Here is a 15,098-nt window from a genome sequence, read left to right on the forward strand (position 1 = left end):
TAAACTTATTGCACATCCATTGACTTTTCCAGGGAGACAGCTATACTCAAATCAAGAACAGGCGGAAGGATTTTGATATCAGAATTCTTTCTCCCCTCCGAACCGGCAAAATATGAAAGAGTGAGGCGTTGAACATGGGTATTTACGTGGTAACCGGCGGCTCCAGCGGCATCGGAGCCCAGATCGTGTCCAAGCTGAAGGAGCAGGGCCACGAGACCGTCAACATCGACCTGAAGGACGGCGATATCACCGCCAACCTGGCCACCGTGGAGGGCAGGGAGTCCGCTCTGCGGGAGCTGTACGACCGGTATCCCGACGGCATTGACGCCATGATCTGCAACGCGGGCGTCTCCGGCGCCAGCGGCAACATCCCCCTCATCATCTCCCTGAACTACTTCGGCGCCACCGCCATGGCCTCCGGCGCCCTGGAGCTGCTGCAGAAGAAGCGGGGCTCCTGCGTGGTCACCTCCTCCAACACCATCGCCCAGGGCGCGGCCCGGATGGACGTGGTGGGCATGCTGAACAACCAGGCCGACGAGGAGCGCATCCTGGCCCTGGTGAAGGACTACGACCCCAAGACCGCCCACTCCTTCTACGCCGCCACCAAGTATGCCCTGGCCCGCTGGGCCCGCCGCATGAGCGCCGACTGGGGCGCCCACGGCGTACGCATCAACGCGGTGGCCCCCGGCAACGTGCGCACCGCCATGACCGCCAAGCTCTCCCCGGAGCACATGGTGGCGGTGGAGGCCCTGCCCGTGCCCATCAACTACGGCACCAACGACCCGCTGATGAGCCCCGAGGACATCGCCAACGCCATCATCTTCCTCTCCTCGCCCCTGGCCCACGGCATCAACGGCGTGGTGCTCTTTGTGGACGGCGGCACCGACGCGCTGCTCAATTCCGAAAAGGTCTATTAAGAGGGGGTTACTGATATGCTGATTGCGGATTTCATCCACGCCATGGAGAAAAAGGACTACAAGGCCATGTCCCAGTGCTTTTCCAGCCAGTGCCGGCTGTTTGACTACTGCACGCCCGAGGGCACGCCCAACTTCTTCGTCTACGGCCGCCGGGCCATGGACATGTTCTACCACAACCAGTTCATTCTGGGCGGCCTGTCCGTGTCCAGCCCCCGCATCGTGGACGAGCGGACCGTCAACTTCTACATCAGCTACGGCGGCATTATCAACCACGCCGTGGCCAACATCGAGAGCTACGACCCCACCACCGGCCTCATCAAGGAGCTGGTCATCCGGCCCGCATAAAGCGAACGAAGAAAAATCCCCGCTCCGGAGCTTCCGGAGCGGGGATTTTGTCGTTTACTCCTTCTCAGGGCCGTAGAGGCGCTTGTAATAGGAGTCCGCCGTGTACAGCGCGGCGGCGGGGTTGTTGCCGGTGACCCGGTCCTTGGTCACCAGGGTGGTGCACAGGGCGTCGGAGTACTTGTAGAACAGGCTGTCGTGGCCCACGCAAAGGCCCACCACAATGTTCAGCTCCGTGCCCTGCCTGTTGAGCAGCTTGGCCTGGAGGATGGGGTTGCACATATTGGTGCCGATGGACTCGCACTCTGGGGCGATGCCCACCGCCGTCTTGCGGACCGCACCCGCCTTGCAGGCCACGCCGTACACCTCAAAGCCGTGGCTGCGGAGGATTTTCGCGGCAATCCGGGCCTCGCGGATCAGGCCCACGCAGGTGGCGATGCCCAGCTTGTGGTATCCCATCCGCTTGGCAAACTCCACGATCTCCTGTATGCGGGTCCAGTGGCAGTAGCCCTGGTACTCCACATCCGCCGCCGTGGTCATGACCTTGTGGTTGATCTCTTCGTGGTAGGCCTCCATGGCCTCGTCCATGGCCTGCCGGTCCATGTGCTCGGTCAGGCAGAAGGGGGGTCGCCCCTCCGGGTCCTGACGCTTGCAGCCCACTACGCCGCAGTCGGCGCAGGAGCGGACGATTTCCTTTTCCATTGCGCAGCGCTCCTCTCAACATTCTCCCTAATCACAATTCAGGAGATATAAAATCAGGCAAAAGCTTTACAGTTTTCCATGTTTTCTGTATCATATATTTGAGGAAAGCTCCCTGAAACAACGTGCCTCCGGGCCAGAAAGGAGTTCCGGCATGAAGATACGGTTTTCCAAGGAACTACTTGTACTCCTCGCCGTGGTTATCCTGCTGCTGGTATCCGCCGCCACCACGTTTTTGCTCCCTCCGGGCTGGTTTGAGGCCGTCACCTTTGACGCCGTGGTAAAGGAGGATACGCTCCTTCTGGTGGATGAGAATCTGGAGTACCTTTCTATCCTGAGGGAGGACGGAGAAGAACAGAGGCTCTGCATCAGGCAAGACACCAGAGTAACGGACGAGGACGGTCGGAAGCTGGACCTGACCGAAGGCGTGGAGCTGAAGGCAGGGCAACCCATCCGGGTCACCGCGCGTAGTCTTGTGTATTACGAGCCTGTAACAACATTTGAAACCTGCTTCAAAATTGTGATGCTCTCCCCGTAGGCAAGTCAAACGGCCCGGCGCGAACTGCTTCGCGCCGGGCTCTTTCTGTCTGTTACTTCCTGGGATCCTGGACGGGGCTGCCGTCGGCGGGCACCAGGCAGCCGTCCTTGTCGTACTTGAGGATGGTGATGTCCGCACGGGTGTTCTTGGCGATCTGCTCCATCTTCATCTGCTCGGTGATGCCCACCACCAGGGTGTAGGCCACGCCGTGGCGCTTGGCCCGGCCGGTGCGGCCGATGCGGTGGATGTAGTACTCGATCTCGTCGGGCACGTCGTAATTGAACACCACGTCCACGTCGTCGATGTCCAGGCCCCGGGCGGCCACGTCGGTGGCCACCAGCACCCGCAGTTTGCCCTCCCGGAAGGTCTGGAGGGTCTTCTCCCGGATGCGCTGCTGGATGTCCCCGTGGATGGCCTGGGCGGAGATGCCCCGCATCTGGAGCAGACCGGAGAGCCGGTCGGTCATGTTCTTGGTGTTGCAGAAAGCGATGGCCCGCTCGTATCCGCCGTGCTCCAGCAGGGCCACCATGGTCTCCAGCTTGTCCCCCCGGCCCTCCAGGTCGATGCGGTACTGCTGGATGTCCGGCTTGTTTTCCTCGTCAGGCCGCACCACAATCTCCACCGGGTCCCGCTGGTACACCCAGGAGATGTCCATCACCTCACGGGAGATGGTGGCGGAGAAGAGGCCCAGGTTCTTCCGGGACTTGATCTGGTCCAGAATCCGGGTCACGTCGTGGATGAAGCCCATGTCCAGCATCCGGTCGGCCTCGTCCAGCACCACGGTCTCCACCTTGTCCAGCTTCACGGTGCGGCGCTTCATGTGGTCCATGAGGCGGCCGGGGGTGGCCACCACGATCTGGGGGTGCTTTTTCAGGGTGGTGATCTGCTTCTCAATGGGGGCGCCGCCGTAGAGGCACACCGAGCGCACACCCTCCTTAAATTCACACAGGTCCCGCAGCTCGTCCTGAATCTGGAGGGCCAACTCACGGGTGGGGGCCAGCACCAGGGCCTGCACCGCGTCGCTCTCCGGGTCGATGTGCTCCACCATGGGGATGCCGAAGGCAAAGGTCTTGCCCGTGCCGGTAGGGGCCTTGGCGATGACGTCCTTCCACTCCATGAAGTAGGGGATGGCGCCCGCCTGGACCGGGGTGGCCCGGACATAGCCCTTCTTGTCGATGGCCTTCATGACCTCGGCCGAGAGGCCCAGGTCCGCGTAATTGACAATTTCATTTACCTGTTCGCCGTTGATTTCCATGCTGATATTCCTTTCTTTCCGCACTGATTCAAGGTCCCCACAAGGCGAAAAGAACCCTTTCAGCCCCAACGCCCGCCCGGCCCGGGGGGCGCGACCCTAAATCAACAGAGAAATTCTGTTTTTTCTCCGGTATTCGGTCAATAGTGTAGCATATACCGGAGAAATATGCAACGGATATTGGCGCGTGTGTTCCTTGACATTCCGGAAATGAGCGGATACAATGTTACTCTGCTATAGTGTAAAAATATTGTGTAAAAACTGGAAGGAGGCGCGGGAGATTGAAGCTTTCACTGGTGATCCCCGCCTATAATGAGAGCAGCATCATTGAGGCCACCCTCCGCACCGTCACCGCCCGTCTGGCGGAGATGGACCCGGACTACGAGCTGCTCATTGTGGACGACGGCAGCACCGACAACATGGCCGACCTGGTGCGTCCCTTTGAGGACGGCCACGTCCGCCTGACCGGCTACCACCCCAACGGCGGCAAGGGCAAGGCCGTCCGGACGGGCATGCTGGAGGCGAAAGGGGACTATGTGTTCTGCACCGACGCCGACCTGGCCTACGGCCTGGAGAACATCCCCGACATGCTGGACAAGCTGGCGGCGGGGGCGGATCTGTGCATCGGCTCCCGGCGGCTGGACGCTCTGGGCTACCAGGGCTATCCCCCCATCCGCCTGCTGACCTCCAAGGTGTTCGGCCTGCTGGTGCGGCTCTTCTCCGGCCTGCCCTATGACACCCAGTGCGGCATCAAGGGCTACCGGCATGACGCCGCCCAGGCCATCTTCTCCCGCTGCTCCACCGACGGCTTCGCCTTTGACTTTGAGGTGCTCCTCCGGGCCCGGAAGCTGGGCCTGCGGGTGGCCCAGGAGGCGGTCCACGTGGTGAACCACCGGGAATCCAAGGTAAACATCCTCCGGGACAGTGTCCGCATGTTCCGGGATATCTTCCGCATCCGGCGGCTGGTGGCCCATACATGAGGGGCCGCCTGTTCCACAAGGAGCGGCCCTGGCTGGTCTTTGCCCTGATCTTCGCCCTGGTGCTGCTCCGCTTCTGCTACTACGGCTTCACCTACTACCCCCAGCTGGACGACTACATCCAGCTCCACAACCAGTCCGCCTACTACTCCGCCAAGGCGGTCATCCTGGACATGGGGCTGCTGTCCTCCCGGCCCCTGGCCTCGGTGATGGACTACTTCTTCTGGTCTCATTTCTGGCCCTTCCTCATGGCCGCGGTGGCCCTCCTCTCCGCCATGTACGCCGCCTCGGCCTGCCTGTTCCGCCGGGTGTGGGGGGAGTATTTCGGCACCGGGTATGTGTTCCTGGTGATCTACGCCCTGCTGCCCCTGGGCGTGGAGGGCACCTACTGGATCTCCGCGTCCAACCGGGTGGTGCCCTCCCTGTTCTTCGTGGCCCTGGCCATGTACCTGTTCCAGAAGTGGTGCCGGACAGGCAGGGCCCGCTGGCTGCCCCTCTATTTCATCGCCCAGCTCATCTCCTTCTGCTTCTACGAGCAGGGCCTGGTGCTGTCGGTGACCGGGGTGCTGCTGGTGGGTATCATCGAGTTCTTCCGGGGCAATCATAAGAAGAGCCTCTTTGCCCTGCTCACCTTTGTCAACGCGGGCATCTACTTCGCCTTTACCGGCTACTTCTCCACCTCCACCGGCCAGCTGGGCAGCCGCCTGAAGCTGACCCTGCCCTGGCAGGAGGGGTGGAACAAGGTGTTCCTCTCCGCCGCCGGGCAGACCGGCGAGTCCTTCCTTGTCGGCGGGTACAAGACCCTGTTCCGGGGCTTCCGCCGGGGCATCCAGTGCATCCTGGCCGACTTCAGCCCCCTGTGGGTGGTGGTGCTGGTGGTGCTGTGCGCGGCCCTGTTCCTGCTCGCCCGCCGCTTCACCGCGGAGCGCCCCACCGGCGAGGCCGCCCTGCCCAGGCCCTGGGCGCTGCTGGTGGGCTTCCTCATGGCCCTGGCGCCGGTGACGCTGTTCTTCGTGCTGTCCAGTCCGTCGGTGGCCCTGCGCAACACGGTGTTCTCCTTCTGCGGCATGGCCCTGTTTATCGACGCGGTGTGGAGCATGCTGCTGACCAAGTGCTCCGCCCGGGGCATTGTCACCGGCGCGGTGTGCGCGGTGTGCGCAGCGGTGTTCTCCGTGGCGGCGGTCAGCGAGATTCACGACTACCGCGCCACCACCCTGGCCGACCAGCGGGTGGCCCGGGCGGTCACCTCCGCTGTGGTGGGGGACGAGGACACCATCGCCGTGCTCAACCTGGAGCCCAACTACCTGAGCGAACAGAACTTCCTCTACCACGAGCACATCCACGGCGCCACCGAGAGCACCTGGGCCCTGGCGGGCCTGCTGTCCTGGGCCGCCGACGACCCCGCGTTCCCCGCCGCCACCCCCGTGCCCATGGGCAGGCACTACGCCGGCAGCCTGACCGAATTCGGCGCCCTGCTGTGGTACGACCACAAGACGGGCACCGTCCAGTCGGTGATGGCCGTCCCCGCCGGGGAGGGCGTCTACGAAATCCACACAGCGGGCGGCGCCGTCCTGGCCGTGGCCCGGGAAGAAAACGGAACCGGCAGCCTGACCGCCGCCGGACACTAAGGTGAGTCCATGAAAGAAAAAATCCTCCATCTCATTGAGGTCTTTGACCTAAAGCGGTTTATCAAATTCGGTTTCATCGGCGTGCTCAACACCCTGGTGGACTTTGTGGTGTTCTACCTGCTGGACACATTCGTCATCAAGGACGGCCCCACCCTGGTGCTGCTGGGGGCCACCATTGTGGCCGGACCCTATATCTCCAACGCCATCTCCTATGTGGTGGCCAACATCCACAGCTTTATCTGGAACAAGTTCTGGACCTTCCAGAAGAAGGAGCCCCTCACCCGCCGGGAGGTGGGCCGGTATATCGTGACCAGCTGCGGCTTCCTCATCATCTCCTCCATCGGCCTGTCCATCTTCATGTCCGTGTTCCAGCTGCCCGCCTTCGCGGCGGTCATCCCCGCCGGGCTCATCCCCCTGGCCGCCAAGATCCCCAACACCTGCGTCACCATGTTCTACAACTACCTGATGAACAAGTTCTGGGTGTTCAAGTGAGCAAAAAGGTTCCCTCCCGCTAGGGAGGGAACCTTTTTCGCTTATTTCTTTATCAAGCTCCCAGGTCCTCCGTGCAGTAGCGGATGAGAGAGCTGCCGGTATACACCGTATTCTGTGCCACAACGGGTTCGCTGATCTCCCACTGGTTTCCCGCCACGTTGGTGTGGATGGAGTACATACCGGCTGCGGAGGAGGAGACGTCCACCCGGAGATAATCACCGGGGTTGAGCTTGCACACCACCGGTCCGGTCTCAAAATTCAGGGTGACCTGCTCTCCCGGCGTGTAGCTCCCCAGCTGGTAGCTCAGAGAGGTAATGTCCTCCCGCAGGTTGTATGCTACCCCGTCCTTCACCACATAGATCCGGACCAGGAAGCAGGTATCCTCACAGTCCGAGGACACTGTAAGCTGCGCGCTCAGGGTCCCCTTGATATAGGTCTCCTCCTCCACCGGCGCGCCCAGGAAGGTGAGGATATCCTGCCGGATGCCCGGCTCCGCTTCCGCCGCCAGTCCATTGTAGCCGTTGGTCCCGTTGCCGCCGTTCTCATCGCTGGCCTGGAACACGGCGGGGTCATTGGGATCATAGGTATAGGTCATGGCGGTCACTTCCCCGGCCTGCTGGTCCAGAGTGTTCTGATTGAGATAGAGCACATGCTCCTGGCTGCCGTCTGTGAGGGAGTCCGGCTCGGTAAACCACTGGTCGCCGTCCACAGGGTAGTAGGTCACTGTGCCCAGCTCCACCTTTGTGGGCTCAGTGCCGTTCCGTACGCTGTCAAAGAAATCCACCACGTAGTCGGCATTGTAGTTGGGCGTGGTGGAGTCGCCCACATTGAGCGGCCAGTCCTCGCTGCCCGTATAGCTGTGGCCGAACTGGCTGATCACAAAGGCCGACTGGGCCTTTTGCTCCTCCGAGAAGCCGTTCCAGATGGCATTGCTGTCCTCATAGAAGATGTCGTAGAAGTTCTCATACAGCAGCACCGGGATATCAATGGCGGCAATGGCGTCGTAGATATACGATCCGGCCGCCTCGGTCCGCCACCACTCCCCATCCTCGGGGTGGGTGAGGATGCCGGTCCAGTATTCGTCCTGTTCGCCGTACATCTCCACCGGCCAGTTGATGTAGGGGAAGGTGTTGAACAGCGTCATGTCCATGGTGTTGCCCAGAGCGGTGCCGTCAAAGCCCGCCGGGCGGTGCATCATGGCCTGCCAGTAGCCCATAAGGCCAATTTTGATGAAGCCGTTCTGATACCATGCGTCATACCGGGTGCTCACCGGGCACTGCATGGAGATCGCTTTGATATCCTCGTGAGGCGCGTAGAGGTGGGACATGGAGGTAAAGCCCATATAGCTCATGCCGTTGCAGAAGAGCTCGCCGTTATAGAAATCCTGCTGGCGGATCCAGTCCATTACCTGCAGTTCGTCGTCCGTGTCGTGGATGTAGGCCAGGAAGCTCTCATACTGGCTGTTGGCAGTGCCTCTGGTCTGGATCATGACAAAGGCGTAGCCTGCCTCCACAAAGGCGCTACTGTCCGCCACGCAGGATTCAAAATACTCGGCGGTAAACTCATCCGTGGCGGCCTGATAGCAGTTCTGCGTGATGACCGTGGGGAACTGCCCCTCCTTTTCCGGGGTGACCACCAGACAGCAGATCTCCGTGCCGTCCTCCATCGGCACGAACTCCGCCCGGGCATAGCCGCCAGCGCAGGGAATATAGTCCTCCTGGGACGGCTCGGGCGTTGTCTGCTGTGAGACGGAAGGTTGGGGCGACGTGGGCGGCGCGGATTCTGCCGTCGGCTCCTGGCAGGCAACCAACAACAGCAGGAGTGCGAGGCAGACGAGTGCACTGACGGTCTTTTTCATTGTTTTTCCTCCTTTTTTTATTTGAATGGTTTCCCTTCCAAGTTGACAAATCGAATTAAAAGGTTATAATAAAATCCTATATTATTGTGCTATCTGCCATTATTATCTCAGAGCCGCCTGCTCCATACAACCCGCAGTTTCTTCCCTGTCGCTGAAATAGAATTGCCCCCCATTCTGCAACAGATGACTCGTTTTTGTTGGGAGGTGCGTGTTTCGTTGAAAGTCACCGGAAAGCAAAAAATCTGCGACGCCCTCTGCCGGTTGGCCGCAGCGCGCCCCGCAGAAAAAGTCCCTATCTCCAATCTTATCGAGGAGGCGGGGGTCAACCGCTCCACCTTTTATTACCATTTCGACAATCCCCGCTCTGTTCTGGACTACATGATCAAAACCTTCTGTCAGAAATATCTGCAGCTGCTCTCTATGCCCTCGGGTCAGACCGCCCGGGCACTGGACTCGGACAGCCAAATGCAGCTGGAACAGAACGTGTGCACCTATGTCTTTTCCGTCCAGCACTACATCCGTTTTTTCCTCTCCGAGCACAACTATCTCACCTTTAAGCAGGCTTTTTTAACCTATTTCCGCGACTACTGCAAAAGTCATCGGGTGGTCCAGATCTTTTCCGACGGCAGCGTCTGTCCGCTGAAACAGGGAATCGTCTACGACTACTTTCTCCGTATTTTAGCCTCCCAGCTGCTCGGTATTCTTGAATTCTGGGCAGAGCGGGACTTCAGCGAGGGCCCGGAAGATTTTATTCAGCTGTTCAATGCCCTCCACAATTCCACCATTTCTCTCCAGGGCTAACTACCCAATGCGCATAATATGAAAAAGGTTCCCTCCCGCTTGGGAGGGAACCTTTTTTATGCCGTTTTGTCTGCTTTCGGCCGGGCCAGCCACAGCAGCCCCGCCGCCGCCCACAGGCACACTGTGATGATGATGGACAGCCAGTTGGGCCCTTCGGGGGTCAGCCCCAGCCACAGCGGGATAAAGGACAGACACCCGGCGGCGATGAGGAAGCCCCAGGCCGTGCCGGGAAAGGCGCCGTTCCTGCCCAGCCCCGCCGCCAGGCCGGAGAGGGAGCCCAGGGCCAGCACTCCGGCCAGAGGGACCAGGAAGTTGCCGTATCCCCACACGATGCTGTCGAACCAGGAATAGGTCTGGTAGCGCACCTGGTCGGGGCCGACGGCAAAGGTCATGGTGACGCTGCCGGGGAAGAGCATCAGGGCCCCAGCCGCCAGCACCAGCACCAGGGCGGCGGCGCAGGCCCCACGGACGGGCAGAACAGGTCTTCTCTTCATGGTCGGTTCCTCCTTTCCATCTCCCGGGCGTTCCGCCCGGCGTCCTATGTCTCCGCCGCTCCGGCCTGGGTCCTGGGCTTGGCGCCCTCCGACTGGGCCAGGATCAGCACGTCTCCGGGCAGGATGACCGTGCTCCCCGTGGGGATCACCGTCTCCTGCCCCCGCTGGATGAGTACAATGAGGTACTTGGGGGAGTTGGGGGCGGAGGCGATGTCCGCCAGAGTGCGGTTTGCCAGCCGGTGGCCCCGCTCCACCGTCAGCTCGCTCAGCCGCAGGTGCTCCCGCTCCTCAAAGGGATAGGCCGCCAGCACCAGCAGGTCCCCCTCCTCCAGCCTGGTGTCCCCGTTGGGCACAATGGTGCGCTCGCCCCGCACCACCATGACCACCAGCAGGTCCTTCAGGGGCATCAGCTCCCGCAGGGCCCTGCCCCGCCACGGGTGGCCGGGTCCCAGGTGGATCTTGATGAAGCTGATGTCGCTCTCCTCCTGGTAGTCGGTGAAGGTCTTGCTGACGTCCCCGTGCTCGTCGATCATGGACAGCCTGCCCGCCACCCGGGGCAGCAGGGTGCCCTGGATGAGCATGGACAGCAGCACGATGCAGAACACCAGGTTGTAGAGATTGTAGGTGGTGTCCACGCCGCTGAGCACCGCCGAGATGGCGAACACGATGGAGGCCGCGCCCCGCAGTCCGGCCCAGGACACCACCCCCAGCTGTCCCGCCGAGGGGCGGAAGGGCAGCAGCAGCACGCCGGTGACCAGGGGCCGGGCGACCACCGTGAGGAAGAGCATGATGGCCAGGGCGGGCAGCAGCACCCGGGGCAGCTCCACCGGGGTGACCAGCAGCCCCAGCAGGAAGAAGATGATCACCTGGGCCACGCCGGTGACCACGTCGAAGAAGTGGACCAGGTACTTCTTCTGGGACAGCTTGGCGTTGCCCAGCAGGATTCCGCACAGGTACACGCTCAGGTACCCGTTGCCGCCCCACATGGCGGGCAGGGCGTAGGCCAGGAGCACCACGCCGAAGAGGAACACGGTGCGGCTCTGCTGGGAGGTGAACAGGTTCTTGCCCAGGAGCCACACCGCCAGACGGCCCACCAGCACCCCGGCCAGGGCCCCCAGGGCCAGCTGCTGGAGCAGCAGCAGGGGAATGGACACCTGCTGCCCGGACATGAGGGCGATGAGGACGGTGGTGAGCATGTAGGACATGGGGTCGTTGGAGCCCGACTCCACCTCCAGCAGGGAGTCGGTGTGGTTCTTGAGGGCCAGCTTCTTGGACCGGAGGATGTTGAACACGGAGGCCGCGTCGGTGGAGGAGATGACCGAGCCGATGAGCAGGCTCTCCAGCCAGGGCAGCCTGAGGGCGAAGTGGGCGAAGAGACCCACCGCTCCGGCGGTACCGGCCACCCCCAGGGTGGACAGCACCACCGCCGGGGCCGCCACCGGCCTGGCGGCCTTCAGGTTGGTGCCGAAGCCGCCGTAGAACATGATGAACACCAGGCTGGCCGAACAGATCAGGTTGACGGCCTCGTAGTCATCAAAGGGGATGCGCAGCAGGCCGTTCTCCCCAAAGCACATGCCCAGGGCGATGAAGAACAGCAGCGGCGGGATGGGCAGCTTCTCCAGGAAGCGGTCCATCAGGATACAGATCACGATCACAACTCCGATCAGGAGAAAGGCAGCATTCATTTCAAAACCTCGCTGTATGTCATATCTCCGGCCCCGCTGGGAATGTGTATGCCCGCCGGAGCCGGGGCATGCTCACAGGCGGCGGAACACGTGGACCCGGAAATTGGCCCGTACCGTCAGCTCCTCCAGGGCGGAGAGCCGCTGGCCGCCCTCCTTGGGGGTCTTCCAGTAGTAGGGGGTCATGCGGAACAGGTCGGCCAGGTCCTGGCCGCGGGGGGTGATGACCCGCTCGGCCTTCACGATGTCCAGGTAGTCAAAGCCCTGGTAGGGGATGGCCTCCTCAGGGTTCAAATAGGGCCTGTCGTAGAGCACTTCCTTCAGCTCCCACAGGTGGTCGGCGGCGGGCACCACGTAGAGGAACACCCCGCCGGGCACCAGAACCCGCCGGAATTCCTCCGCCGCCAGGGGGGAGAAGCAGTTGACCAGCAGATTGGCCCGGCCGTCGGCCACCGGCAGGTGGTAGGCTGAGGCCACAGCGAATTCCACATCTCTTGTCCGCTTGGCCGCCCAGCGCAGGCAGAACTTGGAGATGTCCACCCCCGCCATGGTCACCTGCCGCCCGGCGGCGGCAAGGGCGGCGTGAATTCCGGAGGTGTAGTACCCCTCGCCGCAGCCCGAGTCCAGCACCCGGGGCGCGTCCCCGGCGTACCGGAGGGCCAGCTGCTCCAGGGTCTCCCGCAGGTGGCCGTAGTACCCGGCGGAGAGAAAACGGTTCCGGGCAGCGGCCATCTCCTTGTCGTCCCCGGGGGCCTTGGAGTGTTTCCGGTTGGCGGGGAGCAGGTGGACATACCCCTCCCGTGAAATATCAAAGCTGTGCCCCTTGGGGCAGGCGTAGGCCCCGTCCCGCCGCTCCAGCGGTGCGGCGCACAGGGGACAGCGGAACATGCTCTCCATAAAATTTCCTCTTTTCCGGCGGCTCTGGGGCCGGGCTGTTTTTTTCATTATACCATGCCCTTCAGAGAAGCCGCAAGGCAGGGGGAAATATGCTGGATACACAGTTTACTTTTTATGCACACACCGTTAAAATAGACATATAGCCTTGTTTAAAACACCTCGGAAAGGATGATTTTCATGAAGAGACGCGTCATATCCCTGCTGCTCACCCTGGTTCTGGCACTGGGCCTTTCTGCACCCGCCTGGGGAGCGGACGCAGCGCCGGAGGACCTGCGCCTGTCCGTGGAGCAGGCGCTGACCGCGGCCCAGAAGCTCCACGCCATGGGCCTGTTCCAGGGCGTGGGGGACAACGCCGACGGCACCCCAAACTTTGACCTGGACCGCACCCCCACCCGGGTGGAGGGGGTTGTCATGCTGGTGCGTCTGCTGGGGGAGGACCAGGAGGGCGCCGGAGGCGGCTGGGAGAGCCCCTTTGCGGACGTGCCCGCCTGGGCCGCATCCTACGTGGGCTACGCCTACGGCAGGGGCTACACCAAGGGCACCTCGGACACCGCCTTCAGCCCCATGGCGTCCCTGGACGCGGCCCAGTACCTGACCCTGGTGCTCCGGGCCATGGGGTATGAGGACGGGGCCGACTTCCAGTGGGATTCCCCCTGGACCCTGTCCAATCAGCTGGGCATCACGGACTATGACCCGTCCAGCCCTGACGCCTTCACCCGGGGCACCGCCGCAGTGTGGGCGTGGAACGCCATGAGCGCCCAGACTTCCGCGGGCGTCCGCCTGGCGGACCGGCTGATGGCCGGCGGCGCGCTGACGGCGGAGCAGGCCGCCGCCGTGGGCCTTGCCGGCGGGGACGCGCCGTCCGTGGAGCTGGTGGGGCCCGACCTGCCCGCCAACTTCACCGGGTACAACTCCAGCGGCTACCTAGCCTATGACATCACCATCAACAGCCTGTCCTGCCGGTACACCCGCGCGCCTGACCAGACGCTGGAATTTACCGACTGCGACTTCACCATCAACTATCTGGCGCCCGGCGCCAGGGAGATCCTGCTCCGTTTCACCGTCACCGACCAGAACGGCGCGGTGGTAAAGGGGAACAACTACCTCCTCTTCCGGACGCAGAACGGCACGCCCTCCTGGACCTATTCCACGGACGTGGTCCTGTCCAGGGGCGGCGTCTATACCGTCACCCTGTCCAACTGAGCCCCGGTGCGAAGACCGGCGGCGGGCAAATGCCCGCCGCCGGTCTTGCGTTATTTTTTGTCCTTCTCCCCGTGGCCCGGGTGCCCCGCCTCGGGCAGAGCGGCCTCCTCGTTCTTGATCTCCCAGTGGATCAGGAAGGTGAGGGCCGCCCGCAGCAGAATGATGGCGCCCACCAGGGCGATCTCGCTCAGGTCCCGCACCACCACCGTGCGCAGGATCTCGCCGCCCAGCTTGAATTCCAGGGCCATGGCCAGGCCCTGGGCCAGCTTGAGCCGGGTCTCCGGGTCACGCCTGATATAGTGTACCACGCCCAGCACGCCGGACACCACCAGTACGGCCACGCCCACCCACTCGAACAGCATGATGCCCAGCTCCACGGCCACCTCCAGGGCTGTGTGCAGATACTCCATCCACTCCATTGTGTTCCCTCTCTTTTTGCGTGTTGTCCCTCAGGGGTTCTTTTTTGCCATTATACCGGGTGAGGGGGATTTGCACAAGGGATTTCCCCCGGGCATGGATATTTTTCTTTCTGTTTCTCTATCCTTTTTCCCTCAAATGTGATACAATGTCTGCCGCGTGTAGATATTACTACTATATTCAAGGAGTGCGACATGATCACAGTTACCGACCTGGGCCTGGCCTACAGCGGCCAGCCCCTTTTCTCCCATGTGGACCTGCAGTTCATCAAGGGCAACTGCTACGGCATCATCGGCGCCAACGGCGCGGGCAAGTCCACCTTTCTGAAGATCCTCTCCGGCGAGCTGGAGCCCACCAGCGGCGAGGTGTCCATCCTGCCCAACACCCGCATGTCCATCCTCAAGCAGGACCAGAACGCCTACAACCAGTACACCGTCATGGACACCGTCATCATGGGCAACCAGCGGCTGTACGACATCGGTAAGGAGAAGGAGGCCCTCTACGCCAAGGAGGAGATGACCGAGGAGGACGGCATCAAGGCCTGCGAGCTGGAGGAGGAGTACGCCGAGCTGGGAGGCTGGGAGGCCGAGTCCGATGCGTCCCGCATCCTCCAGGGCCTGGGCATTCCCGTGTCCATGCACTACGACGTGATGGAGAACGTGGACGGCCGTCTGAAGGTGAAGGTGCTGCTGGCTCAGGCCCTGTTCGGCAACCCGGACATCCTGATGATGGACGAGCCCACCAACAACCTGGACATCAACGCCATCAATTGGCTGGAGGACTTCCTGCTGGACTTCCCCGGCACCGTCATCGTGGTGTCCCACGACCGCCACTTCCTCAACACCATCTGCACCCACATCGTGGACATCGACTACAACAAGATCAAGATGTACGTGGGCAA

General features: G+C 62.1%; 16 protein-coding genes. 9 read left to right on the forward strand and 7 right to left on the reverse strand.

From position 1 onward, the window contains the following. Nucleotides 1–134: 134 nt before the first annotated feature. Both Q0K23_RS09770 and Q0K23_RS09775 read left to right on the forward strand, forming a co-directional pair. Complete coding sequence (locus Q0K23_RS09770; protein ID WP_294521418.1) at nucleotides 135–917, forward strand: SDR family oxidoreductase; 783 nt, start codon at nucleotides 135–137, stop codon at nucleotides 915–917. Nucleotides 918–932: 15 nt separating this feature from the next. Then, nucleotides 933–1,262: a hypothetical protein gene (locus Q0K23_RS09775; protein WP_294521421.1), complete on the forward strand. Its 330-nt coding sequence runs from the start codon at nucleotides 933–935 to the stop codon at nucleotides 1,260–1,262. Nucleotides 1,263–1,316: 54 nt separating this feature from the next. Here Q0K23_RS09775 and Q0K23_RS09780 read toward each other — a convergent pair whose 3' ends face one another. Further along, a complete protein-coding gene (locus Q0K23_RS09780) occupies nucleotides 1,317–1,961 on the reverse strand; it encodes a DUF1847 domain-containing protein (protein WP_294521425.1) in 645 nt (214 codons plus the stop codon). A 151-nt stretch (nucleotides 1,962–2,112) separates the two neighbouring features. Here Q0K23_RS09780 and Q0K23_RS09785 point away from each other — a divergent pair, with 151 nt between their 5' ends. Then, nucleotides 2,113–2,496: a hypothetical protein gene (locus Q0K23_RS09785; protein WP_294521428.1), complete on the forward strand. Its 384-nt coding sequence runs from the start codon at nucleotides 2,113–2,115 to the stop codon at nucleotides 2,494–2,496. A gap of 52 nt (nucleotides 2,497–2,548) precedes the next feature. Here the strand turns inward: Q0K23_RS09785 and Q0K23_RS09790 are convergent, their stop codons facing one another. Next, entirely contained in the window at nucleotides 2,549–3,751 is a 1,203-nt protein-coding gene (locus Q0K23_RS09790) for a DEAD/DEAH box helicase (protein WP_294521431.1), read from the reverse strand. Nucleotides 3,752–4,029: 278 nt separating this feature from the next. Here Q0K23_RS09790 and Q0K23_RS09795 point away from each other — a divergent pair, with 278 nt between their 5' ends. Genes Q0K23_RS09795 through Q0K23_RS09805 form a run of 3 tightly spaced genes read left to right on the forward strand, consistent with a single transcriptional unit; the run spans nucleotide 4,030 to nucleotide 6,845 of the window. Then, on the forward strand, nucleotides 4,030–4,728 hold the full coding sequence (locus tag Q0K23_RS09795) for a glycosyltransferase (RefSeq protein WP_294521434.1): 699 nt from the start codon (nucleotides 4,030–4,032) through the stop codon (nucleotides 4,726–4,728). Beyond that, complete coding sequence (locus Q0K23_RS09800; RefSeq protein WP_294521436.1) at nucleotides 4,725–6,353, forward strand: hypothetical protein; 1,629 nt, start codon at nucleotides 4,725–4,727, stop codon at nucleotides 6,351–6,353. Before Q0K23_RS09795 ends, Q0K23_RS09800 begins: the two co-directional genes overlap by 4 nt. A gap of 9 nt (nucleotides 6,354–6,362) precedes the next feature. Continuing rightward, entirely contained in the window at nucleotides 6,363–6,845 is a 483-nt protein-coding gene (locus Q0K23_RS09805; RefSeq protein WP_294521438.1) for a GtrA family protein, read from the forward strand. Between the two features lie 52 nt (nucleotides 6,846–6,897). Here Q0K23_RS09805 and Q0K23_RS09810 read toward each other — a convergent pair whose 3' ends face one another. Beyond that, nucleotides 6,898–8,703: a CocE/NonD family hydrolase gene (locus Q0K23_RS09810; RefSeq protein ID WP_294521441.1), complete on the reverse strand. Its 1,806-nt coding sequence runs from the start codon at nucleotides 8,701–8,703 to the stop codon at nucleotides 6,898–6,900. Between the two features lie 162 nt (nucleotides 8,704–8,865). On the opposite strand from Q0K23_RS09810, the gene Q0K23_RS09815 reads away from it, so the two are divergent. Further along, a complete protein-coding gene (locus Q0K23_RS09815; RefSeq protein ID WP_294521443.1) occupies nucleotides 8,866–9,504 on the forward strand; it encodes a TetR/AcrR family transcriptional regulator in 639 nt (212 codons plus the stop codon). A 56-nt stretch (nucleotides 9,505–9,560) separates the two neighbouring features. Here the strand turns inward: Q0K23_RS09815 and Q0K23_RS09820 are convergent, their stop codons facing one another. The 3 genes from Q0K23_RS09820 to Q0K23_RS09830 all read right to left on the reverse strand — a co-directional run bounded on the left by Q0K23_RS09820 (nucleotide 9,561) and on the right by Q0K23_RS09830 (nucleotide 12,577). Beyond that, nucleotides 9,561–9,998 carry a hypothetical protein gene (locus Q0K23_RS09820; protein ID WP_294521446.1) on the reverse strand — a complete coding sequence of 146 codons (438 nt, stop codon included), beginning with the start codon at nucleotides 9,996–9,998 and terminating at the stop codon, nucleotides 9,561–9,563. 44 nt (nucleotides 9,999–10,042) lie between these two features. Continuing rightward, nucleotides 10,043–11,683, reverse strand: a complete 1,641-nt coding sequence (locus tag Q0K23_RS09825; RefSeq protein ID WP_294521449.1) for a potassium/proton antiporter — start codon at nucleotides 11,681–11,683, stop codon at nucleotides 10,043–10,045. A gap of 72 nt (nucleotides 11,684–11,755) precedes the next feature. Further along, complete coding sequence (locus Q0K23_RS09830; protein ID WP_294521451.1) at nucleotides 11,756–12,577, reverse strand: putative RNA methyltransferase; 822 nt, start codon at nucleotides 12,575–12,577, stop codon at nucleotides 11,756–11,758. A 177-nt stretch (nucleotides 12,578–12,754) separates the two neighbouring features. On the opposite strand from Q0K23_RS09830, the gene Q0K23_RS09835 reads away from it, so the two are divergent. Next, nucleotides 12,755–13,780 carry an S-layer homology domain-containing protein gene (locus Q0K23_RS09835; protein WP_294521454.1) on the forward strand — a complete coding sequence of 342 codons (1,026 nt, stop codon included), beginning with the start codon at nucleotides 12,755–12,757 and terminating at the stop codon, nucleotides 13,778–13,780. Between the two features lie 50 nt (nucleotides 13,781–13,830). Here the strand turns inward: Q0K23_RS09835 and Q0K23_RS09840 are convergent, their stop codons facing one another. Beyond that, on the reverse strand, nucleotides 13,831–14,190 hold the full coding sequence (locus Q0K23_RS09840) for a DUF1622 domain-containing protein (protein ID WP_294521461.1): 360 nt from the start codon (nucleotides 14,188–14,190) through the stop codon (nucleotides 13,831–13,833). A gap of 201 nt (nucleotides 14,191–14,391) precedes the next feature. Between Q0K23_RS09840 and Q0K23_RS09845 the strand changes: the two genes are divergently transcribed. Further along, nucleotides 14,392–15,098: ABC-F family ATP-binding cassette domain-containing protein (locus Q0K23_RS09845; RefSeq protein ID WP_294521457.1), on the forward strand; the 707-nt coding region annotated here is incomplete at its 3' end.

It is taken from the genome of uncultured Pseudoflavonifractor sp., assembly GCF_944387275.1.
Classification (GTDB): Bacteria; Bacillota; Clostridia; order Oscillospirales; family Oscillospiraceae; genus Pseudoflavonifractor; species Pseudoflavonifractor intestinihominis.